Source organism: Ruegeria sp. CDSA021 (genome assembly GCF_059612325.1).
Genome location: NZ_JBXWQJ010000004.1, coordinates 45,905 through 68,748, shown reverse-complemented (window position 1 = coordinate 68,748; position 22,844 = coordinate 45,905). Strand labels below are relative to the sequence as shown.

The following is a 22,844-nucleotide window of genomic DNA, read 5'->3' as shown; positions in this document are numbered from 1 at the left end:
CGACTGCTTCAAACGGCGGGGTCCAGTCGCTGCGGGCCCGCACCTTTATTGACAAAACCTGTCATCTGTGACCCTGCGGATGACCCCTTTCGAAAGGGCCGAAATGGTCGACACTCATACGTTTAAGGAACACGCCGTTCAGATGGCGAATATCGCATCCACGACCGGGATGCGGTTTTTCCGTGGGTCTCTGGGCGTTGAATTCAAACTGGATGAAAGCCCCGTGACGCAAGCCGACAAAGCGGTGGAAGCTGAGGTTCGGGCCTACCTGAAGCGACATTTCCCCGCGCATGGAATCTTCGGTGAAGAACATGGGAAACAAGCCGGTGATGGCCGGCACATGTGGGTCATCGACCCAATCGACGGAACCAGGTCGTTTCTGTCCGGTCATCCTCTGTTCGGGTTCCTTTTGGCATATCTGGTTGAGGGGCAGCCTCAGTTGGGATTGGTCGGAATGCCTGCTTTGAATGAGGTGTATGTGGGGGGCGTGGGGGAGGCGGCCACACTGAACGGCAAACCCATTCGGGCTTCGCAGCAAAAGCGTTTGGAACAGTCGATCCTCTACGTGAACGAAGGCGACAAGATCCATCGCGATTATCCGGACCTGTTCACCCGCTTGATGCAGGCCGGGCAGACACGTCGGTTTGCATATGACTGTTACCCACACGCGCTGCTGGCTGCGGGGCATGTGGACGCTGTAGTGGATTATGATTTACAACCTTACGACTATTTGGCGGTCGCGCCACTTGTCACAGCAGCCGGTGGCGTGATTACCGATTGGCAGGGCAGAACTTTGACGCTTGAGTCAGATGGCGCGGTCGTATCTGCGGCGACTCCGGAATTACACGCTGACCTTCTGGAGTTGATCAACGGATAGTCTGATGAACAAAGGCCCGGCAACATGTACCGGGCCCTTTCATTATTAGCTATTCAGCTGCAATGGCCTGCTCAGAGCTTGCAGCTTTGGCGATTGGGCTCCATTCCAGATCATCTGTGTAACGCCATGCCAGATCGCCGTTTTCATCCATTGCGATCAGGTGAAGCCAACGGTTGTCAAACAGCGCTTTTACATTTGCGTGGCGCTTCAGAATATCGTTCATGGCCTCACGCGGGGCTTCGATGACAACCGACAGTCGCAGAGGGTCATGCTGGAAAGTTTCACCATCATGAACCGATTGCCAGGGCAGCCCAGGGCGCAAAGCGCCTCCGTTCCCCTCGACAACGCCGATCCCGCCGACCACGTTGTGAAGCAGTTTGTTGCCACCTCCGAACAGCCCCGGCGCAACGGTCGAGCCATAATACTGCAAGCTGATCCAACTGGCCACGACAACCGGGGCGGTCATGATCAACTCCAGCACGCCAAACCCTTCGTCCGAGCGCCAGTCATAACTGTGCAGGAACGACTGCCCGGCCAAACCGGTCCCGTCAGTCCGGCTGCGCGGCGCGGCGATAAAGGCACGGCAGCCTGCCAACCCCCATTCAGGGCGCAATTCGGCCCAGTCGTTGGCGCGGCGCGCAACATCACTTTCGCCGCTGGCCCGGGGCAGCCGCGCCGCACGCTCGGCGCGAGCAAGACGCCCGGCCTCGGCAAGCCAGGCCTTCAGCTGTGCGATCTGCGGCGCCCACAATTCCGCAGGATGATCCTGATCAAACAGGGTAACACCATCCGTCGTCGTGTTGTGCAACGCTGGCAGGAACAAGGTGTCTGACGGGATGTCGATCCCCTTGCCCTGCAAACCTTTCCGTACCTGGTTGTCGTTCAGAAGGCTGGCGAGAAGCCGGGCGCTGACATCCCCCGCGTGACCACCGCAGGCACCGCATTGCAACGCGCTTTCGTGCGGATTGTTGGTAACATCCGCACCGTGTCCAGCCAGCATCACGATACGCGCGAAATTGCTGGTCAGCGACATCGCGCCCAGAATGGCTTTGGCGGTATTGACGCGCGTGGCTAGATCCATCGAAGGATCCAGTTTCGGTGCGGGGTCAAATCTGGTTGTCCTGCCATTGGCAGCCAGCGAGTCCCGCAGCAATTTACCCGCGTAGATCGGGCCGGTCGCCTCGACAAAGGCAAAGGACGAAACAGCAGCCAGTTTGAACCGACCCCACGCTCTTTTCGCGCGGGCCGTGTAGCGACGGTCTAGATCAGATAATGTGTCTTCTGCCGCTTTGGACGTGACATTGGGGTTCAGCAGAACTGGACCACGCAGTTCGGTCACGTCAGATCCTGCGCATTTGTGCGCACTGGCCAACCCGAAGAACCCGGCAAAGCCGATGGTCTCGATGCCCGCATCCTGCGCTTCCAGCGCCCGGCGGAATACCTCGGACCGAACGTCAATGCAGAACGCAGCTTGTACTATTGGGCGGCCTTCGGTTGCCCTTGGTTGACGTCGGTCCAAAGCTTCGCTCAACTTGCGCTGTTGAGCCCGTTCAGCGGCATCCTGCAGAATGGCATCAATCACCATGTCCCGGGACGGAGCTATCGGGGTTTCGTGCATTGCGATGGTTTCCGACCAACGCGCCGAAATCTGATCGCGGTATTGGTGGAACAGGGCCTCTTCAAACACCATCCGAATGGCAAGCAACTCGGCCGTCGTTGTGTCGGTCTGACCCTGCAGCTCGGCCTGCCACAACAGATGGCGCGCATATTGAGCCCAGCCGCCAAGCGTGATCAACAACCGGTGGAAGGTAGTGCCGGCCGCTTCAGGCGTTACGCCCAGAGTTTCAGACGCCCGCCCGATGGCGCGCCATTGCGAACGGTTGGTTGCTGCTACAAATGCGCCAAATCTTTTCAACCCGTTGATTTCGGGCGTCAAGTCGCGCGACGCGAACTCGCGCCACGCGCTGAACGCACCGCCAACACGGCGAGGCTGCCACAGGGCCTGACCTTCGTCAAAATGGCTGGCAGCCCACGCTCCGATGCGCTCTTCTATCAACTCCGGCCAGTCGATGCCGGATATTTCGGCTGCCAGTTCTGCAACAGTCGGCAATGGGGCAAGTGGCACCGCATCGTCCGTCAAAGCAGCCGTCACATTTTCAAGCCCCGAGGGATCAAAACGGCTTTCAACATGAGATATCGCCTCGACCAGATCACCCTCAACCATCTCGCCGGTCTTCAGCTTTTCGGCCATGACTTGCCTGTCAGGAGTGATGCGCACACCAGCAACGCGGCCAAGGCGCGCAGCCGTAACAGCGAGGGTGTCTTCCGTCTGACCCAAGAAAGGATTCACGGCGACATTTGCAGCCAGCGGAAACAGAGGGGGGATCTGACGTACAGCGTCATTTGCAATCGCGACAAGTTCCAGAAGCTGAGCAGGATAGCTTTCGTGTTTCATATACTTGTCTGATCCCCCATTCATACAGTCCGGCGCGTGGACCATCCGTCCAGCAGCCGGTCAAAGATTGCATTTGCATAAAGACCGTTTGACAGATGCACCCGGATACCAGCCGCTGCCGGATGCGAGGCCCAAAGCAGGAAAGTCGATTGCGCTAGCGCCACGGCGCCAAAGCTGATGAGCGCGAGAACAATCAGAGCCCATTCCAGCGGACCCGCAGCAGGTGTGGGCGGCAAGGTGCCAGATGTCAGGCGCTGCGCCGCGATTTGCAGTACGAAGTAGCTGACAGAGGTTGCGCTGGCATAGATGACGGTGCGGCGGGTCAGGGCACCGGGGGCGGCATCCGCAAACCCCTGCGCCAGCAGATAAGCAACACCAAAGATCAGGATCACGCCCAGTGCAATGGCCTGAACAGATTTCCTGTCAATCCCGAACACCGAAGCCACTGCGCCGTAGATCAGAATGCCGGTTGCAAAGGCCAGCAGTACATTGTGGGCACTTGGTACAGCCACCGGCCCCGGCCGGCGAATGGCGGCCACGTTGCGCACGGCCTCACCCGCGCTCAGGAAAGCGTGGGCTTTATAGAGCGAATGCGCCACGATATGCAGCAGCGCCAGCGGGAACAGGGCAAGGCCGCACTGCATGATCATGAACGCCATCTGGGCGATTGTGGACCACGCCAGAGATGTCTTGACCGCGGGCTGTGTCAGCATAACCAAGCCGCCGAACAGCGCGGTGAACCCGCCCAGCATGACCAATAAGGCCATTATGCCCGGTGCAACAAGCATCACGTCGGCAAAACGGATCAACAAGAATCCGCCCGCATTGATCACTCCGGCATGCAGCAGAGCAGACACGGGTGTCGGTGCTTCCATAACCTCGGTCAACCACCCGTGGACCGGAAACTGAGCTGACGCCAGCACGGCCGCCAATGCGATCAATAGGGCAGCAACAATTGTTGTCAGGGTTGGCTGCGCCGACGAAAGGATCTTGGCGATATCGGTCGTGCCGTAGCCAATGATCAACAGGACCACAGCCAGCGTTAGCGCGGCTTCGCTGATCCGCGCCACAACGGCCTTTTTTCGTGTCGCGCGTTGTGCCGTGGTGCGTTCGGGGTAGAACAACAACAGTTGATGCAATGCTAAACTTGTCGCGATCCAAGCCCCAAGAAGTTGGATGATGTTGCCGGACATGACCAGTAGCAGAACAGACGCCAAGGCGACCAACATCCAACCGGTAAAGGCACCCTGCCTTTGCTCGCCATCCATGTAAGTCGCCGAATAGCGCAGCACGATCCAGCCTATAAAGCTGACCAGAACCAGCATCGTTGCGCTCACGGCATCCAGTTGGACCGACAATCCCATGCCCCAGAACCCGATCAGCGCAGAGGTTCCTGGTCCTTTTGCAATCAACAATGTTACCGCCAAAGCAGACACGGCAATGGCCGCCAAGGCAGCCCATTCTGCGACTTTAGGCAAATTACGCGGTCGGACCCCCGGATGTCGGCTGCAATAATACGCAGATCCCAACAGGATTAATGGACTAAGGAGGGGAAGAAGCAGGTAGCTCATTCATGTGTCCCTTGACGTTCGACATTGACTTGATTTGTTCAGATCGAGATATGTCGCGGCCTAACATATGAAAAATACATTGTTTGATGATTATCGTTCGTTTAAATAGAACTATATGCCGCTGAACTATCATCACCTTCGATATTTCTGGGCCGTCGCGCATGACGGGAACCTGACACGGACGGCGCAGCGTCTGAATCTGTCCCAGTCAGCGTTGTCCGTGCAGATCAAGGAGTTGGAAGACCGCCTTGGTCATCCGCTGTTCGAACGCAGAGGTCGCAAGCTGCACCTCACCGAAGCCGGACATATTGCTCTGGACCATGCCGATGCGATTTTTGCTACAGGTCAGGAACTTGTGGCAACCTTGCAAGATGCCGGGAATGCGCGGCAGGCCCTCAGAGTAGGGGCGCAATCCACCCTATCTCGGAACTTTCAGATTCGCTTTTTGCGGCCCATTTTGTCGCGTGTTGATGTCGAGGTCATCTTAAGGTCTGGCAACCCAAGTGAGCTGCTGGAAGGTCTAAAGACGCTCAATTTCGACCTGGTCCTCATGAATCATGAACCGGCAAGCGACAGCTTGACCAATTTCGTCACCCATCATCTGGCGGAACAACCGGTAAGCATCGTGGGCACTCCGGATCGTCTGGATCCGAAACGTCCCATACGGGACCTTTTGGAAGAACAACCTTTCATCCTGCCTACAATGAACAACACTGTCCGCACAGCCTTTGACGCCATGGCCAGCCGCATGTCGGTGCGCCCTCAGGTGGCCGCTGAGGTGGACGACATGGCCATGATGCGGCTGCTGGCGCGGGAAGACATTGGCCTGGCTCTGGTGGCGCCGATCGTGGTTCGGGATGAGTTGAATTCGGGTCGGTTGGTCGAGGCGCAGGAGCACCCGAAAATCAAGGAAAACTTCCACGCGATCACATTCAAACGCCGGTTCCCAAACCCTTTGGTGCAAGAACTTTTGTCCTACGAAACAAATAACTGGGCGAATGGCTGAACTTAGTCACCGCGCGACGATTTGAACAGATACAAGAATACAAAAAGCGAGCCGATTGACGTTGTCACGATGCCCACGGGCAGTTCCTGGGGGGCCAGAAGGAGGCGCGACAGAATATCCGACAGCGTCAGCAGGATCGCCCCCACAATGGCTGAAGTGACCAACAGATTCCGGTGCAGCGTGCCAGCAATGCCGCGCGCGATATGAGGCACCATCAGGCCCACAAAGCCGATGACACCAACCACGGACACAAAGCTGGCCGTTGCCAAAGCGGCGACAAAGAACATGCGAAAACGTAAGCCCTGAACCGGGATACCAAGTGAAGAGGCTGTGAAATCACCAGTCAGCAACGCATCTAGCCAGCGGCTGCGATAAAGGGCGTAGCTCAGGATCAACCCCAGACCGATCACGACCAGGGGGAATGTCTGCCACCGGGCGAGTCCCAACCCACCCAGCATCCAGAATATGACCGAATGCGCCGCGCGATTGTCGCCAGAGAAAATCAAGTAGTTCGTGATTGCGGAAAACAGAAAGGAGACGGCTAAACCGGCTAGAATCAATTTTTCCGGCGCACTTGTGCGCAAACCCTGGACCAGTGCCAGAACGATAGCCGATGCGATCAGACCCCCGCAAAACGCGGCCAAAGGTAAGGTCCATATGCCCAGTACATCCCCGGTGACAGTGATCACCAGAACCGCACCCGCAGCCGCACCCGAGGATAGGCCAAACAGAAAAGGGTCGGCCAGATCGTTGCGCGTAGTGGTTTGCAGAACCACACCTACAACCCCAAGACCCGCGCCAATCACCGCAGCGAACAAAGCTCGGGGCAGGCGCAAGTCAAACACGATCCGGTGCATGGGGGACATGTCACCTTCGACAAGACCCGTACCCAGGCCAATCGCCGAGATCACGTCGCGCACCGGAATTTGCGTCGTTCCATAAACGATGGACAGCAGCAAAAGGGCGATCAAAACGATCGCCCCCAGCAATATCGAACGGCCCAAATGGACCATATCAGTTGATCTCCGGATGCATCGCTTTGGCCATCTTCTCAATGGCTTCAATGTTCGCCGGTCCAGGTGTCAGTTCTTCGTAACGCAGGCCAATCCAGCGTTCGTTCTTGACGGCATCGGTTTGTGACATAACTGGATGATCTTTCAGAAACTGGAAAGTATCTTCTGCACCGTTTCCGGTCTGATAGTCCAGCAATACCAGGAACTCAGGGTTGGCGGCAGCCACGGCCTCCCACGAAGTGCGGCCCCAGCTTGTTTCCAGATCATGGGTCACGCTTTCGCCTCCGGCCGCTGCAATCATTGCGTCGGGAATTGCGAATTTGCCGGCTGTGAAAGGCGCATCTGCTGGCCCATCCAAGAGGAAGACGCGCGTTTTCGCCAAGTCGACAGTTTTCGCTTCGATGGCGGTCAGTTGGTCCTTCCAACCCGCGACCAGTGCCTCGGCCTTGTCTTCAACCTGCATGACCTGACCAAGACGCAACACGTCGTTGAACAGCAGATCCATGCTGGCCGTGGGGCGATCCTTGTCCAAATGGATACAGCTTTCGGTCAGAACCATGGTCTTGATGCCGAAGGGTTCCAAAGTGTCCGGGGTCACGTCGCCACCCGGCTTCATGCCATAATACCAGCCTGCAAAGAACAGGTCCGGCTCGACCGAGACGAGGTTTTCGATGGTTGGGTATTTGGGCGCAAGCTCAGGAATTTCGCCGCGTTGCGCTTCAAAATCAGGGCTTGTCTTGTACCATCCGGTGATGCCGGTCAGGCCCACGATCTGGTCTTGCAGGCCAAGGGCGAAAGCCATGTCTGTCATGTTCATGTCATGCACGACAAGACGTTCCGGTGCGGTTTCAAACACCAACGTTTCACCGCAATTGTCCACTGTTATAGCATCTGCAGCCGCGCCGCTGGCCAGACCGGTGAACAAAGCCACGGGCCAGAGTTTGTGCATCATTGTAAGCTCCTGTTATGATGACAGTTTTCTTTTTCGGATATCCAAGGCAGGGATCATGCGGCCTTCATGCTGAAAGCACAGGTAATCCACGCCAAAGGTGTCGCGCACCCGGTCGGGGGTCAGTACGTCGCTAACAGGTCCGAACCCTGTCAGGCGTGTGGATTTCATCAACGCAACATGGGTGGCGAATTCCGGAATCATGACCAGATCATGCACGATCATGACCACCGTTACGCCCAACTCGGCAACCAAGGACAGCATGTGCCCCTTGGCATCCGGGTCCAGATGGTTTGTCGGTTCGTCCAAAAACAGTAAAGACGGGTTTTGTGCCAGCGCCCGCGCGATATGCGCCCGCTGGCGTTCGCCTCCCGATAGTTGGCCTATGGGTTTTCCGGCAAGATGCAACAGACCGGCCGTCGCCAGAACCCGATCAAGATCCTCTTTATGTTCTCCTGCCGATCGATCAGCTTTAATCGGGATTTGCCCCAGAGCAACATAGTCGCGCAGACGCAATCGAGCATCTGGCATTTCCTGCTGGCCAACCACTGCAATGGTTCGAGCACGTTCATGAGCGGTAAGAGTACGGAGGCTTTGATTTCGGACGCGAACGTCCCCCAGAACCAGCCTTTCAATTCCGCACAGCAAGTTCAGCAGAGTGGTTTTTCCGGCACCATTTGGTCCAGCGATTGCGAGAATTGAGCCTTCGTCGAGACTGAATGACACATCCTGAAGCAGCACATCGCCATTCAGGGCATAGTACTCCAGATCTTCGACAACCAGAAAACTCATGAAGCCCCCTGCGATGGCATGGCAGGCATCCGCGACAAGGTTTTGGCAAACAGGGCAGGGGGGCGATCTGAAGCGCTGGTCCAGCCGTCTTTGCTGTCGCCAAACTGGGTTGCAAATTCAACCAGAGCGGTCAGATCGTTGGCCGTCTCAATATCGCCAAACAGGTACTGCGCTTTTCCCGTAGCCTGAAAACCAACGGTCATGGCCCGTTCACAACCTGCCATGCAGGCAATCAACCGGATTTCAAAACCGTCTGGCAACCGATCGTCCAATGCGGTTTGCACGGCTTCCGCCGTCATCGTTCCTTGACATGTGGAACAGATCAGAACGAAATGCTCAGGATAGGTGGTCATTGCCGTCTCCGTCTTTTGTCGGACACAGACAGGGGGACCATACCGGGTTTTCACGCAAACGCGCCATCGAGCCTCCTTCCAGGACGCCCCGCCCCGGGTTGGTTTAACATGCGATGGCAGGTCTCCTGACTTGCGGGTCAAGGCTCGGCCAACCTTCCCAACCCCTCGAGGTCAGTGGTGAAGTGGCGTCGCTCTCCGCTTACAGTTGCGGGGGCAGTCACGGACTTGGCGCAAGGGTGCGCCGTACCGTATTCCCATTTTCATCCCTTGCGGAACCATCGAGATCAGCTAGTCCGGCAATGCAAGACTTGTCAAGCGGTAGGAAACTGGGGCTGGCACGAAAAACAAGTGTTGTGCCCGCTATTCCTTTTGCACAGGCTCAACTGGATCAACCTTAGTAGTCTGAAACAAGAAGGAAATCGGGTTCGGCATCTTCCTCGATTTTCGAGAACCTCGGGATTGGGTCTTCGAACACATTATCGGTGCGGTCGTCATTCACGGTCGAAACCTCGCCAATCAGGCAATCGCCGCGTTCTGCCCAAAAAGCGTGCCAGACGCCTGGCATCAAGGTCACGCTTTGCCCTGGTTTCAGGCGCAGATGCTCGCCTTGTTTTAGGGTAACCGGGCAGGCATCGCTTGGCACCGTAATAGGCGTGTCCCGGTCGATGCCTCCCTCAGGGTCTGACGCGTAAATCTCCAGCACCAGATCGCCGCCGCCCCGGTTGATGATGTCTTCAGCCTTTACGATGTGACGATGCATTGGGGATAGCTGTTTATCTTTCGAGATCAATAGCTTTTCTGCGTACAGCATCCCACGACCGGATTTCAAATCGTTCACTTCACCATTGCGCAGGGTAAAAAGAAAAAGGCCCAACTCGTCAAACCGGCCTTGGGCGTAATCGGTAATGTCCCAACCCAAGCCCCGGTCTCGGATCGTCTGCGCCTCAGGGCTGCGCAGCTGCTCGGGCGACCAATATGCGAAAGGCGGCAACACTGCTCCGAAGGATTGGATGAAAGTCTGCGCTTCAGACTTGATGCGGTTTATTTCGGATCGCTTCATTGGCTAACCTCAATGATCAAAGCTCATGTGCCCAAGGCGGCTCTGCCCCGGCACGGGAAACGGTTACAGCTGCAACCTCAGCGCCCAAGGCCATTGCCGCGCGCAAAGCGTCGGGGGTCAGGTTTCGCACCCCCGGTTTTGTCAGATGACCCGCTCGGTGGAGTTCGGTCAACACGCCTGCATTGAACGTATCTCCGGCACCGATTGTATCGACGACCTGCACCGGTTTCACTGGCACGGATACCTGTGACCCATCCGCCAAATATCCGTTCGCGCCGTCGCGGCCCCGGGTCACGATCAGGGCCGATGGTCCGGTCTGCAACAGCAAGGCGGCCTTTGCCGCTTCGGGTTCACTGCCGGGAATGATCCAGTCCAGATCCTCGTCCGATACTTTGACGATATCCGATTGGGCGATCATCCGGTTCAGGCGTGTTCGATACCGGGTTTGATCTGCGATGAAACCCGGACGGATATTGGGGTCCAGCATCACTGCCCGATCGCCTCCGTGCTGGTTCAGCAATGACGCGTAGGCATCGGCACAGGGCTCGCACGCTAGGCTGATCCCCCCAAGATACAAGGTTGTGACAGCCGGAAGCTGATCCGGCATATCTTCGGGAAGCAACATGCGCCCGGCCGTGTTTTCATCGACAAAATTGTAGGTTGCGTGCCCGTCCGTAAGCTGAACGAAGGCAAGCGTCGTGGGTCTATCCGAGACGACCATGTGCGATGTATCTACGTGGCTTGCATTTAGCGCGTCGGTCAGTTGCTTACCAAACATATCGCTGGACATTCCGGTCAGCATTCCAACGGGCACACCCAATCGCCCCATGGCCACCGCGGTGTTCAGGATCGCACCTCCGGTGTGCGGCACGAAACCTTGCGCCCCCGAAGCTGTTGGCTCGGCAATCATGTCGATCAGAGCCTCGCCGCAACACAAGATCATTCCACGGTCCTTTCCCGGTTTGTCGAAGAAGTTTTTCGCCTAGCGTTTCAGGGCGTTCTTGCAGAAATTGTTGGCCCCGATAATACCAAACTCAGCTTGTTCAGAAACGTAGAGGTTCAAAGACTGGCGCAGTTCACTGAAACGCCCACCTCCATTGAAGGCTTCCATGAAGTCCTGTCCAAAAAGCCAGCGGTTTTTCTCGGCAACGCCACCGACAAGAAACACACCGCCCGAAGGCATCAAGGTGACGGCCATATCGCCCATCAGTGCACCCAGATGAGTGGTGAACATCTGCGCCGTTTTCACTGCGATAGGATCGGAAGCATCTCGCGCGTCCTGCAAGATGTTCTTTGCAGCTTGCGCCGGGAACTGAGCGTGCCCTGCCGCCATTCCAACGGCCTGATACAAGATTGGTAAGCCCGTTCCGCTCAGGAACATTTCCGCCTCCAGGGCGAGGCTGTCTCCAAAGAAACACGCGGGCGCTATGCGACGCGCGGCTTCAAAAATCTCAACCTCGTCGCGGTGGCGGGGATAAAGGCCGACGTGACCACCTTCGCCGGACACTGTATGATAATGTCCTTCTGAATACAGCAGCGCCCCGACGCCGAGCCCCGTTCCGGGACCGACCACCAATCGCGTGCCGATAGGTGGATTTGCCTCTCCTTGCAAAACCGAGACATCATCCTGTGTCACGTCAGAGACCGACCATGCCGCAGCCGTAAAGTCGTTGATGACAAACGTTTGTTCCGCACCGGTAGCCCGAGCCAGTTCGGTCTCGGACAAATCCAGATTAGCATTTGTCAAACGTATGACGCCATTCCGAACAGGACCGGCGCCAGCGGCCACAACTGCCTGCGGATTTGTACCTACTTCATCACGCAGATCGTGAAAGGCGTTCAGCAAATCTTTTAAAGTTCCCGTTGGATGCTTGCGCAGCCCTGTCAAATCGCCATTTGTCACTACCCCCAGACGGGTATTCGTACCACCAATATCCGCAACAAGGTTCCAGTGCTCATGCACGGAACCCAATGGTTGCGCTAACGGCTGAGAGACGTTCTGCCCATAGGACAAGGCAGATTTCAGTGCCATGAACGAAGCTTTGGGGGTTCTTTCCAGAGTTTCAAAATCCACGTCCACCAGTCCAAACCTTTTCTCGTACCCGAAGGCCCATTCATAGTTATCCAGCAGAGACCAGACGAAATAGCCCTTCACGGGAACATCTTGCGCCAGAGCGTTTTGCACGGCTGCCAGATGCGTGTCGAGATAATCGATACGGTCCTTATCCTGCCCACGCTCTGCGCTGGCCATACCATTTTCGGTGATATAGATTGGCAGCGCGCCCGTATAGTCCTTCTGTGTTCGAACCAGAAAACGGGTCAGGGCAGAAGGGTCGATTTCCCAACCCATCTGCGTTTTTGGCAAAGGACCCGGAACATCCGTCAAACTGGGCCATGCGTCATCGTTCGCGGCAATCAACTTTCGCGTGTAGTAGTTCAATCCACACCAATCGACCGGCGCGCCAATCGTGCCAAAATCATCGTGCCATCCAGACGGCAAGTGCGGCTCTAAACCATCCAGCACCAGCTGAGGGTATTCTTTCTTGAAAACACCGCCAAGAAAAAACCGATTGTAGATCGCATCATACTGGTCCGCTGCGTGCTGCGCTGCGACGCTGTCATCTGCTGGTTCTGCCCATTCCAGGTTGAACACTGCGCCCAAGTTGCTCATACCAAGGCTGCGCATGGCCTGAATGGCCCGTCCATGAGCCAGCAACACGTGGTGCATCGCGCGGGCCGTGGCGCGAATATCGCGAAGCCCGGGGGCATGATGACCCTCGAAATGGCTTAGCCAGCTGACACACCATGGCTCATTGATCGGGGCCGCGCTGTACATCCTGTCACCGATGCGGCCCATGATGATCTCGGTAAAATCTGCGAACCATCCAGCAATGTCGCGGTTGCACCAACCGCCCAGATCCGCCAGAGCCGAAGGCAGTTCCCAGTGATACAGCGTCACGCAAGGTCGGATTCCGCGGGCCAGCAACGCGTCTGCAAGACGGTCGTAGTAGTCCATGCCCGCCTGATTGATCTGTCCGCGACCTTCGGGCATGACGCGTGCCCAACTGGTGGAAAACCGATAACAGTCAAACCCCACCTCGCGCACCAGATCGAAATCCTGTTCAAACCGATGCAGATGGTCACAGGCCAGATCGCCGTTTTCCCCGCGCACCACGTTGTCTGGTGAGGCGGCAAACGTATCCCAATGGGTTTGCCCAGCACCCCCCTGTGCATGACCTTCGATCTGATAAGCTGAGGTAGCGACTCCGAAAAGGAAATCTTTGGGAAAGTCAGCGCGAGAGTGTTTCATTTCGACGTCCTGTTGGGGACAGGGCCGGTCGAGCGGCCGACCACCAGTTCGGCCTCCAGCAGTCTGGTGTTGGTCGGAGCAGACGGGGATTTGATCCGTTCAATCAGCATCTCAGCCGCCATTTCCCCCGCTTGCCGGACGGAAGAGCGTGTTGCGGTGAAAATTGGAACGTCTTGCCCGTTCTTCAGATAAGACAAGTCGTCATCATGGGCGATAACAGAAACATCCTGCCCCATCTTCAACCCCGCTTCATCCAGCGCACGCCTGACCCCAATGGCGGATATCATGGAAGATGCCAGAATGGCTGTCGGCGGATCATCAAGTTGCAACATGCCGTGCGTTTCCCGATGTCCGAAAACCTCGGTCATCTCGGCGCTACGCATCAGGTCGGGGTCAGCGGCTATTCCAGCTTGCTCTAGCGCCTCCAGATACCCCGCGCGTCTACGCTGTGCAAAATCCATCTCCTCCAACCCGTTGATAAGGGCAATCCTTCGATGTCCAAGATCAATCAAAAACCGCGTCGCCCTCAAAAACGAGCTTTTGTTGTTTACATCTATCCAGTCATAAGGCGTATCCGTGCCCGTTGAACGCCCATGCACAATGAACGGCACGCTCATACGTTTAAGAACTGCAATCCGAGCTTCGTTCACTTTAGGACCTTGCAGCACGACGCCATCAACGGCCCCACGCTGAAAAAGGCTGCGATAGGCATCCTCGATCGAGGTATCGTCAGCGTTGGTGAACATCATGTCGTACCCGTATTCGGCATATTTCTTTGAAGCTCCGGCGACAAAATCTCCAAAGATGGGGTTAACCATTTCATGCTGCGAAGAACTGGGAATCACGTGTCCGATCACCATGGACCGACCAGTCGCCAGCCCCTTAGCCCTGCTGTTGGGTCTGTACCCATGTTTTTGCGCGGCGGCTTGCACACGCACGCGCGTTCCTTCGCTGACCTCGGGAAAGCCGTTCAGCGCACGGCTCACCGTTGTTTGCGAAAGACCTAAGATTTCCGAGAGCTGCTTTAGGTTCATTATGCTATTCAAAGCGCCTTCAATTGCGTACTCACACTTGTTGTGTGGGCAATTTAAGTGCCCGTCAACTTGTTTTGCTGCGATGGCAATATTTATTAATACTGCTGGGTCGAGAAAGCAATTCATTGACAGAGTGAAATTGTTAGCGGATAACACATCGCATCCAAAGCGCTTTGAAACTGAGTCTGCAAGCGCGTGAAAACTTGGGAGGAGAATTAGATGAAACACTCGCTTTACGCAGGTGCGGCGATGTTTGCCCTGATGGCTGGGTCTGTTCAGGCTGAGGGTGAATTGATCCACGCCGTAGGGGAGGGCAGTTTTGATTGGGAAGGGTTTCAGGCCTTTGCCGATGCGACGGACCTATCCGGTGAAAGTCTGACGATTTTCGGCCCTTGGTTGGCGGGTGAAGGGAAATCCTTTGAGAACCTCGTTGCGTATTTTGACAAAGCAACCGGCGCAAGTTCCAGCTATGTGGGCTCAGACTCGCTGGAACAGCAAATCCTTATCGATGCTGCGGCAGGTTCGGCACCAAACCTAACGGTGTTCCCGCAACCCGGTCTTGCGGCAAATCTTGCAAAGCAAGGTTATCTGACACCGTTGGCAGAAGGGTCGGCGGACTGGATCAAAGACAACTTTGCTGCTGGTCAGTCCTGGGTTGACTTGGGGACATTCGAAAACGCCGAAGGAACAGACGGTTTCTATGGCTTCTTCTTCAACGTGAACGTGAAATCTCTGGTTTGGTACATACCAGAGAACTTTGAAGATTTCGGATACGAAGTGCCGCAGACCATGGAAGAGTTCAAAGCTCTGATGGATCAGATGGTCGAAGATGGCGAAACCCCGCTCTGCGTTGGCCTGGCCTCGGGTGGCGCAACCGGATGGCCTGCAACCGACTGGGTTGAAGACCTGATGCTGCGTACCCAACCCCCGGAAATTTATGACCAATGGGTATCGAACGAGATGAAGTTCGATGATCCAAAGGTGATCGCTGCAATCGAAGAATATGGCAGCTTTACTCGCAATGACGATTATGTCGTAGGCAACGCAAATGATACTGCCGCGATCGACTTCCGCGACAGTCCTAAAGGTCTGTTCGACAGCCCGCCAGCCTGCATGATGCACCGCCAGGCGTCGTTTATCCCTGCGTATTTCCCTGAGGGAACCGAACTGGGTGCAGACGCGGATTTCTTCTATTTCCCGGCTTATGCCGAAAAGGATCTGGGAACACCGGTACTGGGGGCGGGGACGCTGTTCACCGTCACCAACCCGAACCCTGCGTCCGAAGCGTTCATGGAGTTCCTCAAGACGCCCTTCGCGCATGAGATCATGATGGCACAAGACGGCTTCCTGACACCTCACCTGGGTGCGAACCCCGAAAACTATTCAAATGACACCCAGCGCGGGCAGGGCGAAATCCTGACCAACGCAACAACATTCCGGTTTGACGGCTCTGACCTGATGCCCGGCACGGTCGGGGCGGGCACCTTCTGGACCGGGATGGTCGATTATTCGTCGGGTGCGAAAGATGCAGCCACCGTGGCCAGCGAAATCCAGTCTTCCTGGGATGCAGCCAAGTGATCAACGCCTGGGGCGGTCTTAGGATCGCCCCGCTTGCCAAACGGATGAGCGCACCATGACACCGGCACTTCAAGGCCTGCTGACGATCGCCATCGGCGTGTCGGGTTGCGTGGGCTATTTCTATCTCTCCAATCAGTTTCTGGACACAGTCCTGTTCCCACCGCGTGGGCCAAACGCGGGCCGCAACATAAACCGGGCCAACGTGATCCGCCCATGGTTGTTCCTGTTCCCGGCGCTTGCTGCGCTGGGGCTGTATCTGGCCTATCCAGTGGTTGAAACACTGCGCCTGTCACTCACGGAGCGCGTGCCCGGCGGCGGATACAAATGGGTCGGCTTGGACAATTATTCTCAGATGGTGGCAGAGCCGAAGTTTTGGGAAGCCATGCGCAACAACATGTTCTGGCTAATCGTTGTGCCCGCCATGTCCACGGGTTTTGGTCTTCTTGTGGCGCAACTGACTGATCGCATCCGTTGGGGCAATTTCGCCAAGTCTCTGATCTTCATGCCTATGGCGATATCTTTCGTTGGTGCCTCGGTGATCTGGAAACTGGTCTATGATGCGCGCCCCGCAGAACAGGACCAGATCGGGATCCTGAACGCGCTCTATATCTTCTTCGGAGGGGCCGAGCCGCAAACATGGCTGACGGTCCCGTTCTGGAACAGCTTTTTCCTGATGATCGTTTTGGTCTGGATTCAGACCGGTTTTGCGATGGTCATCCTTTCTGCAGCATTGCGAGGCATTCCCGAAGAAACCATCGAAGCCGCTATTCTGGACGGCGCAAATCCGTTTCAGATATTCTTCAAGATCAAAGTACCCCAGATCAAGACAACAATCCTTGTTGTTTGGACGACGATCACAATCACCGTGCTCAAGGTCTTCGACATCGTCTTTGCCATGACCAATGGCCAGTGGGAAACGCAGGTGCTGGCCAACTACATGTACGACAAGCTCTTCCGGGCCAACGACTGGGGCGTCGGGTCAGCCTCGGCCATGGTGATCATGCTGCTGGTTGCTCCGATTCTTGTCTGGAACGTGCGCAACGCGCGCAAGGAAATGGAGTAGGCCATGAGCGATATTGCAGGAACCAAACCGGCGCTCAGATGGGTTGTACACCTTTCGGTCATCTTTCTTGTCGTGCTTTGGGTCATTCCAACCTTGGGTCTGCTGGTATCATCCTTTCGAACCGCAGATCAGATTTCATCCAGCGGTTGGTGGAGATCGCTGTTTCCGTCCGAGCAGAACCTGACGCTTCGCAGCGCTGCGCCTGAAACACAGGTGCTTGAAAACGAAGTGTATGTGATTGAGGGCGCGCTGTTCAGCGCGGATGAGCAAGCCAAAATTTCCAGATGGGGTATCAGCTCGCGTGATGTGGATGCTTTTGAACCCGGCGAAACGGCCGAACTTCGGAAGGGCGGCACGATCACCGTGGATGCGGTTGGCAATTACCGGATGGAAAACACCGAAGAGTTCACCGGAAACCGCGGTGCGCGCATCTTTGTGACAGCCGAGTTGCCCCCCGAGTTCACCTTGGGCAATTACCAGAAAGTTCTTCTGGATCAGAGCAGTACGGACAGCATGGCCAAGGCCTTTTTCAACACGCTAACTGTGACCATCCCGGCAACGATCATCCCTATTCTGGTGGCCGCCTTTGCGGCCTATGCGCTGGCGTGGATGGATTTTCCCGGTCGGGCATTGTTGATCGCGGCGGTTGTCGGCCTCTTGGTGGTTCCACTGCAACTAGCCTTGATTCCCTTGCTGAAGTTTCACCTGAACATCGGGATCGGCAAAGGCTATCTGGGCGTCTGGCTGGCACATACCGGGTTCGGGATGCCCTTGGCGATTTACCTTCTTCGCAACTATATGGCCGGATTGCCGCGTGATCTGATCGAGAACGCCCGCGTGGATGGCGCCACCGAGTTCCAGATTTTCACCAAACTCATCCTGCCACTCAGTTTCCCGGCGCTGGCGTCGTTCGCGATCTTCCAGTTTCTGTGGACATGGAACGACCTTCTGGTTGCCAAGGTTTTCCTGATCGACGCAACAGGCCAGACAACCGTGATGACCAACCGCATCGTCGAGCTTTTGGGTACGCGTGGCGGTAACTGGGAAATCCTTGCGACCGCTGCCTTTGTCTCGATCTTTGTGCCGCTGGTCGTTTTTTTCGCAATGCAAAAATACCTGGTCCGGGGCCTTCTGGCCGGATCAGTCAAATAGAGGCGTCTAATGAACGTGCACAACAACCTTGAACGCAGCAAAGCAACGAAACTGTCTTCGGATTGGTGGCATGGAGGGGTGATCTATCAGATCTACCCGCGCAGCTTTCAGGACAGCAACGGCGACGGAATCGGCGATCTGAAGGGCATCACCGCGCGATTGGACTATATTGCGTCTCTGGGCGTCGATGCGATCTGGATCTCACCGTTTTTCAAGTCGCCAATGAAGGATTTCGGCTACGACGTCAGCGATTATCGCGATGTCGATCCCATGTTTGGGTCGCTCGAGGACTTCAAAGAGCTTCTGGATCAGGCCCATGCCAAAGGCTTGAAGATCATGATCGATCTGGTTCTGTCGCACACGTCAGACCAGCACCCGTGGTTTAGCGAAAGCCGCAGCAGCCGTGAAAACCCGAAATCCGACTGGTATGTCTGGGCAGATCCTAAGTCGGACGGAACACCACCAAACAACTGGCTTTCGATCTTTGGCGGCTCGGCGTGGCAATGGGATGCCCGACGCCTGCAATACTATCTGCATAACTTCCTGACATCGCAGCCGGATCTGAATTTCCATTGCCCGGATGTTCAGGATGCGTTGCTGGACGTGGCGCGGTTCTGGCTGGATCTGGGCGTCGACGGCTTTCGGCTGGATACCATCAACTTTTACTTCCACGACAAAGAACTGCGCGACAACCCGGCCTTGCCGATGGATCAGCGGAATGCCTCGATCGCACCTGCGGTCAACCCTTACAACCATCAGGATCACCTGTTCTCGAAAAGCCAGCCCGAGAATATCCCATTCCTTGAGCGCCTGCGGGCGCTGACGGACGAATACGAAGGTCGTGCTTGTCTGGGAGAGGTCGGCGATGCACAGCGTGGGCTCGAGATCATGGGTGAATACACCTCGGGCGATAAGCGGATGCATATGTGCTATGCATTCGAGTTCCTCGAGAAACGTGCGCTGACAGCCAGTTATACAAAGCATGTCTTTGACCAGTTACAGACCAAGGCGGGTGATGCATGGCCCTGTTGGGCGTTTTCGAACCACGATGTGCAACGCCACGCCTCACGCTGGAATTTGGATGATGCGGCGACCCGACAGCACGCGGTTCTGATGATGTGCCTGCGCGGCTCTGCCTGTTTGTATCAGGGCGAAGAACTGGGCCTGCGCGAAGCAGAAGTGCCGTTTGAGAAGCTGCAAGACCCCTACGGCATCGAGTTCTGGCCCGAGTTCAAAGGCCGCGACGGTTGCCGCACACCGATGGTTTGGGCAGTTCAGGATGAACAATCGGGGTTCAGCACCGCAGAACCCTGGCTACCGGTCAGCGCCCAGCAGGCCGAACATGCAGTAGACCGGGCCGAGGCGGACCCGCAGTCAATGCTGAACCACTATCGCCGCGCCATCGCGCTGCGTCATGCACACCCGGCTCTATCATCAGGTCGTCTGTCCGAAATGAATGAAATTGGCCCGGTTTTGACTTTCCTGCGTGAAGACAGTTCCGAGGAAATTTTCTGTGCGTTCAACCTCGGTTCAGACACCACCGAAGTGACGGTACCAGACGGCAGTTGGCAGACCATTGGTCAGGAACTGGGTGGCATTGAAGGTGGACATACAATCACTCTGACGGCTTCGCAGTTCTCCCTGATGATTCGGAAAAAGGGGTAAGGCATGTCTGAACTCAACCTAACAGATGTCGCGAAATCCTATGGTCCTGTTGACGTTCTGAAGAACATCAATCTCGACATTAAACAGGGCGAACTGATCGTTTTTGTCGGTCCTTCCGGATGTGGGAAGTCCACCTTGCTTCGGATGATCGCAGGGTTGGAGAAGATCACTGGCGGGACGCTGGAGATCGAAGGGCAGGTCATGAACGATGTTCCGCCCGCACAGCGCGGCATCGCGATGGTGTTCCAAAGCTACGCCTTGTATCCCCACATGACCGTGCGCGAGAACATGGCCTTTGCCCTGAAAATCGCCAAGATGCCTGCGGGTGAAATAGATGCCGCGGTAGAGCGAGCGGCCCAGATTCTGCAACTGGAGCCCTTTCTCGACCGTTTGCCCAAAGCGTTGTCCGGCGGTCAGCGACAACGCGTTGCAATCGGCCGTGCAATTGTGCGCGATCCAAAGGTGTATCTGTTTGATGAACCTCTGTCGAACCTTGACGCCGCCCTTCGGGTGGCGACACGGATCGAAATCGCGCGCCTGAAAGAGGCCATGCCGGACAGCACCATGATCTACGTCACCCACGATCAGGTCGAGGCGATGACACTGGCCAGCCGTATCGTAGTCTTGGCCGATAAAGGTATCGCGCAGGTTGGCTCGCCGCTTGAGTTGTATGAGACGCCCGATAATGAGTTTGTGGCCCAATTCATTGGCTCGCCGTCGATGAACCTTCTTCCCGGCACGATCACGGGGACGGGGGCAACAACAACTGTGGAGCTTGCCTCAGGCGGCACCGCCATTTCTGCGGTCCCGACTGAAGACAGTGATCAGGGCAAGAAGGTCAAAATCGGGGTTCGCCCCGAAGATTTTGTCATGACAGACGATACCGCGATCCTGACCGGAACGGTCGATTTCACCGAGGCTTTGGGCGAGGTCACACTGTTGTACTTTGAAAAAACTAAGGACGCTGAAGGTCCGATTGCCAAACTGCCCGGAGTTCAAAAGAACATGCGTGGACAGACAGTTTCCGTGACCGCAGCCCCGGAAAAAATACACTTGTTCCACAACGGTTTTTCGATGCGAAAGTGAGAGTAAGGGGCGTTCAACGCAACGCTTGACAACGCTACAGCTCGTAATCCACCATAATTGAAACGTTTCAATGGTGGGGAATGAGAGTTTCAGCCCAGCTCTATACGGTGCGGCAATGCGGTGATCTGACAGATCAGCTGCGTCTGGTTGCCGCTTGCGGATTTACAGATATCGAAACAACTGGTCTGCACGAGCTAAGCCCGCAGCAGATGGCGGGCACCATTCATCAATCAGGTCTTAACGTTCGGTCTGCACATTTTGACTGGGAAGAGTTCGACACTCGTTTCGACGAGATTGTCGAAGTTCTGAGGCTTCTGGAATGCCAGGTGGCCGTCATGCCTTGGCTGGCGCCCCGGGCGCGGCCCGACACTGCCCGGGGATGGATGGCAGTGTCGGGCCGGTTGGCTGAATGGGCAGATCGGCTGGGCGAACACGGCATCCGTCTGGCCTATCACAATCACGATTTTGATTTGGCGGGTAGCTCTGGTGAAACGCCTCTGGACCAAATACTTGCGCAAAGGAATATCTATTGGCAGCCTGACATCGGATGGCTGCAAGCGACCGGCCTGGACCCAGCAGCAGCAATCACCCGCCACGCGGATCGCATCCTGTCGATCCACGCAAAGGACGTAGATCCCAAAGGTGGGACAGGTGACGAGCGCTGGCGCGATCTGGGGGAGGGCGTCGTAGATTGGGACGCTACATTGAAGGCCCTCGCGGACAGCAAGTGTGCCGATCTGTTTATCGAACATGACGAAAGTTCAGATCGCAGGCGCACGTTGAACACGGGGCGGATGTTCCTGACCGAACGCCTGACCGGGGTCACCTGATGGCGCGGGCAACGATCAAATCGATTGCCAGGAAGACGGGATACTCCGTTGGAACGGTCTCGAACGCCTTGCGTGACGCCCCATCAGTGAAACAAGAAACACGAGACGAGATTCACAAGGCTGCAGCTGCTCTGGGCTATCGTGTGAACCTCGATGGGCTGAAGCTGCGCACCAATAAATCTTATCGTATCGCGGTGCTGGTATGCGTGTCGGAAGATGCCGCTGAAGAATGGGAAGGCGTGGAATTCACGCGCATTCTGGCCGGGGTTTCAAAAGCGGTTCAAGGGTCGCGCTATCAGCTTAGTGTTTTCAGCATAAGCGACGGTGATGCCGCGCTAGAGACTCTACGATCGATTGTCCAAGAGGGGTTGGCTGATGGCGTGATCTTTTCGGGCACCCGTGTGAACGACCCACGTATCGCATATTTGCAGGTTGAGGGGTTTCCCTTCGTCACATACGGCATGAGTGACAGCGATCAGCCACACGCCTATGTGGACCTCGATAGTCAGGCTGCGGCGTCGGAAGCAACGGCCCGATTGATCAGACTTGGCCATCGCCGGATCGCGTTGATCAACCCACCAGATGACCTGATCTATGCCCAGCAACGCCGCCAGGGCTATGCCGATGCTCTGTCGGAGGGCGGGCTGAGCTTCGACCCCGCGCTGATTGCCACCGGTCCGACCACCGCAAAAACCGGTCAACTGGCCTTTACCGCGCTTATGCAATCACCAAACCCGCCTAGCGCCATCATTTGCGCCAACGAGGCGATGACCCTTGGGGCCTTGTCGGCTGCTGCCAAAACAGGAGTGAAAGTGGGACAGGACGTGGTGGCCATTTCAAACGACGACCTGAAACTCAGCCAGTATTTCGTGCCTCCGCCCAGCACCTATTACCTGCCAATTGGTGAAACCAGCCGCCTGCTGGGTGAATTCATGCTGAAAGCACTGGGCGGTGCCGACCCGAAAGAGATTCAAAAGAAGATCAGGGCCACATTGATCGAGCGGCAACCTGACACGCCTGCGTCCGGTAGGGCGCGAATAACCTAAACCA

19 protein-coding genes, 1 pseudogene and 1 riboswitch are annotated in these 22,844 nt (G+C 56.3%); of the genes and pseudogenes, 9 read left to right on the top strand and 11 right to left on the bottom strand.

The window, feature by feature from the left end; all coding sequences use genetic code 11:
• The first annotated feature begins 79 nt into the window (after positions 1–79).
• Complete coding sequence (locus AC2FLD_RS06630; RefSeq protein WP_496668047.1) at positions 80–877, top strand: inositol monophosphatase family protein; 798 nt, start codon at positions 80–82, stop codon at positions 875–877.
• A 49-nt stretch (positions 878–926) separates the two neighbouring features.
• Here the strand turns inward: AC2FLD_RS06630 and AC2FLD_RS06625 are convergent, their stop codons facing one another.
• Positions 927–3,332, bottom strand: coding sequence for a YbcC family protein (locus AC2FLD_RS06625; protein ID WP_496668046.1), 2,406 nt, complete (start codon positions 3,330–3,332; stop codon positions 927–929).
• A gap of 20 nt (positions 3,333–3,352) precedes the next feature.
• On the bottom strand, positions 3,353–4,903 hold the full coding sequence (locus AC2FLD_RS06620) for a proton-conducting transporter transmembrane domain-containing protein (RefSeq protein ID WP_496668045.1): 1,551 nt from the start codon (positions 4,901–4,903) through the stop codon (positions 3,353–3,355).
• A gap of 115 nt (positions 4,904–5,018) precedes the next feature.
• Here AC2FLD_RS06620 and AC2FLD_RS06615 point away from each other — a divergent pair, with 115 nt between their 5' ends.
• Positions 5,019–5,909, top strand: a complete 891-nt coding sequence (locus tag AC2FLD_RS06615) for a LysR family transcriptional regulator (protein WP_496668044.1) — start codon at positions 5,019–5,021, stop codon at positions 5,907–5,909.
• A gap of 2 nt (positions 5,910–5,911) precedes the next feature.
• Here the strand turns inward: AC2FLD_RS06615 and AC2FLD_RS06610 are convergent, their stop codons facing one another.
• From AC2FLD_RS06610 to AC2FLD_RS06570, 9 genes and pseudogenes are all read right to left on the bottom strand, one after another.
• Positions 5,912–6,922: a FecCD family ABC transporter permease gene (locus AC2FLD_RS06610; RefSeq protein ID WP_496668043.1), complete on the bottom strand. Its 1,011-nt coding sequence runs from the start codon at positions 6,920–6,922 to the stop codon at positions 5,912–5,914.
• Position 6,923: 1 nt separating this feature from the next.
• Positions 6,924–7,874 (bottom strand): ABC transporter substrate-binding protein, encoded by a 951-nt coding sequence (locus AC2FLD_RS06605; protein ID WP_496668042.1) that lies wholly within the window; start codon positions 7,872–7,874, stop codon positions 6,924–6,926.
• Positions 7,875–7,886: 12 nt separating this feature from the next.
• The gene (locus tag AC2FLD_RS06600; RefSeq protein ID WP_496668041.1) at positions 7,887–8,663 is read right to left on the bottom strand and encodes an ABC transporter ATP-binding protein; all 777 of its coding nucleotides are present in this window, start codon (positions 8,661–8,663) and stop codon (positions 7,887–7,889) included.
• Entirely contained in the window at positions 8,660–9,016 is a 357-nt protein-coding gene (locus tag AC2FLD_RS06595; protein WP_496668040.1) for a DUF1636 family protein, read from the bottom strand. Before AC2FLD_RS06595 ends, AC2FLD_RS06600 begins: the two co-directional genes overlap by 4 nt.
• 98 nt (positions 9,017–9,114) lie before the next feature.
• A riboswitch (cobalamin riboswitch) is annotated at positions 9,115–9,311 on the bottom strand.
• 99 nt (positions 9,312–9,410) lie between these two features.
• Positions 9,411–10,076 (bottom strand): D-lyxose/D-mannose family sugar isomerase, encoded by a 666-nt coding sequence (locus tag AC2FLD_RS06590; RefSeq protein WP_496668039.1) that lies wholly within the window; start codon positions 10,074–10,076, stop codon positions 9,411–9,413.
• A gap of 16 nt (positions 10,077–10,092) precedes the next feature.
• Positions 10,093–11,019, bottom strand: a complete 927-nt coding sequence (locus AC2FLD_RS06585) for a carbohydrate kinase family protein (protein WP_496668038.1) — start codon at positions 11,017–11,019, stop codon at positions 10,093–10,095.
• Between the two features lie 39 nt (positions 11,020–11,058).
• Positions 11,059–12,108 carry a glucokinase gene (locus AC2FLD_RS06580; RefSeq protein ID WP_496668382.1) on the bottom strand — a complete coding sequence of 350 codons (1,050 nt, stop codon included), beginning with the start codon at positions 12,106–12,108 and terminating at the stop codon, positions 11,059–11,061.
• A pseudogene (locus AC2FLD_RS06575) lies at positions 12,085–13,386 on the bottom strand (GH1 family beta-glucosidase); the annotation flags it as partial. The gene AC2FLD_RS06580 and the pseudogene AC2FLD_RS06575, both read right to left, overlap by 24 nt.
• Positions 13,383–14,420: a LacI family DNA-binding transcriptional regulator gene (locus tag AC2FLD_RS06570; protein WP_496668037.1), complete on the bottom strand. Its 1,038-nt coding sequence runs from the start codon at positions 14,418–14,420 to the stop codon at positions 13,383–13,385. The pseudogene AC2FLD_RS06575 and the gene AC2FLD_RS06570, both read right to left, overlap by 4 nt.
• 219 nt (positions 14,421–14,639) lie before the next feature.
• On the opposite strand from AC2FLD_RS06570, the gene AC2FLD_RS06565 reads away from it, so the two are divergent.
• The 7 genes from AC2FLD_RS06565 (at position 14,640) to AC2FLD_RS06535 (ending at position 22,840) form a co-directional block, all read left to right on the top strand.
• A complete protein-coding gene (locus tag AC2FLD_RS06565) occupies positions 14,640–15,998 on the top strand; it encodes an ABC transporter substrate-binding protein (protein ID WP_496668036.1) in 1,359 nt (452 codons plus the stop codon).
• A 55-nt stretch (positions 15,999–16,053) separates the two neighbouring features.
• Positions 16,054–17,061: a carbohydrate ABC transporter permease gene (locus AC2FLD_RS06560; RefSeq protein ID WP_496668035.1), complete on the top strand. Its 1,008-nt coding sequence runs from the start codon at positions 16,054–16,056 to the stop codon at positions 17,059–17,061.
• Positions 17,062–17,064: 3 nt separating this feature from the next.
• Positions 17,065–18,213 (top strand): carbohydrate ABC transporter permease, encoded by a 1,149-nt coding sequence (locus AC2FLD_RS06555; protein WP_496668034.1) that lies wholly within the window; start codon positions 17,065–17,067, stop codon positions 18,211–18,213.
• A gap of 9 nt (positions 18,214–18,222) precedes the next feature.
• On the top strand, positions 18,223–19,878 hold the full coding sequence (locus AC2FLD_RS06550) for an alpha-amylase family glycosyl hydrolase (protein ID WP_496726235.1): 1,656 nt from the start codon (positions 18,223–18,225) through the stop codon (positions 19,876–19,878).
• A gap of 3 nt (positions 19,879–19,881) precedes the next feature.
• Entirely contained in the window at positions 19,882–20,964 is a 1,083-nt protein-coding gene (locus tag AC2FLD_RS06545; protein ID WP_496668033.1) for an ABC transporter ATP-binding protein, read from the top strand.
• A gap of 80 nt (positions 20,965–21,044) precedes the next feature.
• Complete coding sequence (locus AC2FLD_RS06540; RefSeq protein ID WP_496668032.1) at positions 21,045–21,794, top strand: sugar phosphate isomerase/epimerase family protein; 750 nt, start codon at positions 21,045–21,047, stop codon at positions 21,792–21,794.
• Positions 21,794–22,840: a LacI family transcriptional regulator gene (locus AC2FLD_RS06535; RefSeq protein ID WP_496668031.1), complete on the top strand. Its 1,047-nt coding sequence runs from the start codon at positions 21,794–21,796 to the stop codon at positions 22,838–22,840. Before AC2FLD_RS06540 ends, AC2FLD_RS06535 begins: the two co-directional genes overlap by 1 nt.
• The last annotated feature ends 4 nt before the right edge of the window (positions 22,841–22,844 follow it).

Coding starts and splice junctions, on each gene's coding strand:
- AC2FLD_RS06540 (WP_496668032.1), top strand. CDS start 21,045: ATGAGAGTTTCAGCCCAGCTCTATACGGTGCGGCAATGCGGTGATCTG.
- AC2FLD_RS06570 (WP_496668037.1), bottom strand. CDS start 14,420: ATGAACCTAAAGCAGCTCTCGGAAATCTTAGGTCTTTCGCAAACAACG.
- AC2FLD_RS06590 (WP_496668039.1), bottom strand. CDS start 10,076: ATGAAGCGATCCGAAATAAACCGCATCAAGTCTGAAGCGCAGACTTTC.
- AC2FLD_RS06555 (WP_496668034.1), top strand. CDS start 17,065: ATGAGCGATATTGCAGGAACCAAACCGGCGCTCAGATGGGTTGTACAC.
- AC2FLD_RS06550 (WP_496726235.1), top strand. CDS start 18,223: ATGAACGTGCACAACAACCTTGAACGCAGCAAAGCAACGAAACTGTCT.
- AC2FLD_RS06625 (WP_496668046.1), bottom strand. CDS start 3,332: ATGAAACACGAAAGCTATCCTGCTCAGCTTCTGGAACTTGTCGCGATT.
- AC2FLD_RS06585 (WP_496668038.1), bottom strand. CDS start 11,019: ATGATCTTGTGTTGCGGCGAGGCTCTGATCGACATGATTGCCGAGCCA.
- AC2FLD_RS06615 (WP_496668044.1), top strand. CDS start 5,019: ATGCCGCTGAACTATCATCACCTTCGATATTTCTGGGCCGTCGCGCAT.
- AC2FLD_RS06580 (WP_496668382.1), bottom strand. CDS start 12,108: ATGGCACTGAAATCTGCCTTGTCCTATGGGCAGAACGTCTCTCAGCCG.
- AC2FLD_RS06595 (WP_496668040.1), bottom strand. CDS start 9,016: ATGACCACCTATCCTGAGCATTTCGTTCTGATCTGTTCCACATGTCAA.
- AC2FLD_RS06545 (WP_496668033.1), top strand. CDS start 19,882: ATGTCTGAACTCAACCTAACAGATGTCGCGAAATCCTATGGTCCTGTT.
- AC2FLD_RS06535 (WP_496668031.1), top strand. CDS start 21,794: ATGGCGCGGGCAACGATCAAATCGATTGCCAGGAAGACGGGATACTCC.
- AC2FLD_RS06620 (WP_496668045.1), bottom strand. CDS start 4,903: ATGAGCTACCTGCTTCTTCCCCTCCTTAGTCCATTAATCCTGTTGGGA.
- AC2FLD_RS06630 (WP_496668047.1), top strand. CDS start 80: ATGACCCCTTTCGAAAGGGCCGAAATGGTCGACACTCATACGTTTAAG.
- AC2FLD_RS06565 (WP_496668036.1), top strand. CDS start 14,640: ATGAAACACTCGCTTTACGCAGGTGCGGCGATGTTTGCCCTGATGGCT.
- AC2FLD_RS06600 (WP_496668041.1), bottom strand. CDS start 8,663: ATGAGTTTTCTGGTTGTCGAAGATCTGGAGTACTATGCCCTGAATGGC.
- AC2FLD_RS06560 (WP_496668035.1), top strand. CDS start 16,054: ATGACACCGGCACTTCAAGGCCTGCTGACGATCGCCATCGGCGTGTCG.
- AC2FLD_RS06605 (WP_496668042.1), bottom strand. CDS start 7,874: ATGATGCACAAACTCTGGCCCGTGGCTTTGTTCACCGGTCTGGCCAGC.
- AC2FLD_RS06610 (WP_496668043.1), bottom strand. CDS start 6,922: ATGGTCCATTTGGGCCGTTCGATATTGCTGGGGGCGATCGTTTTGATC.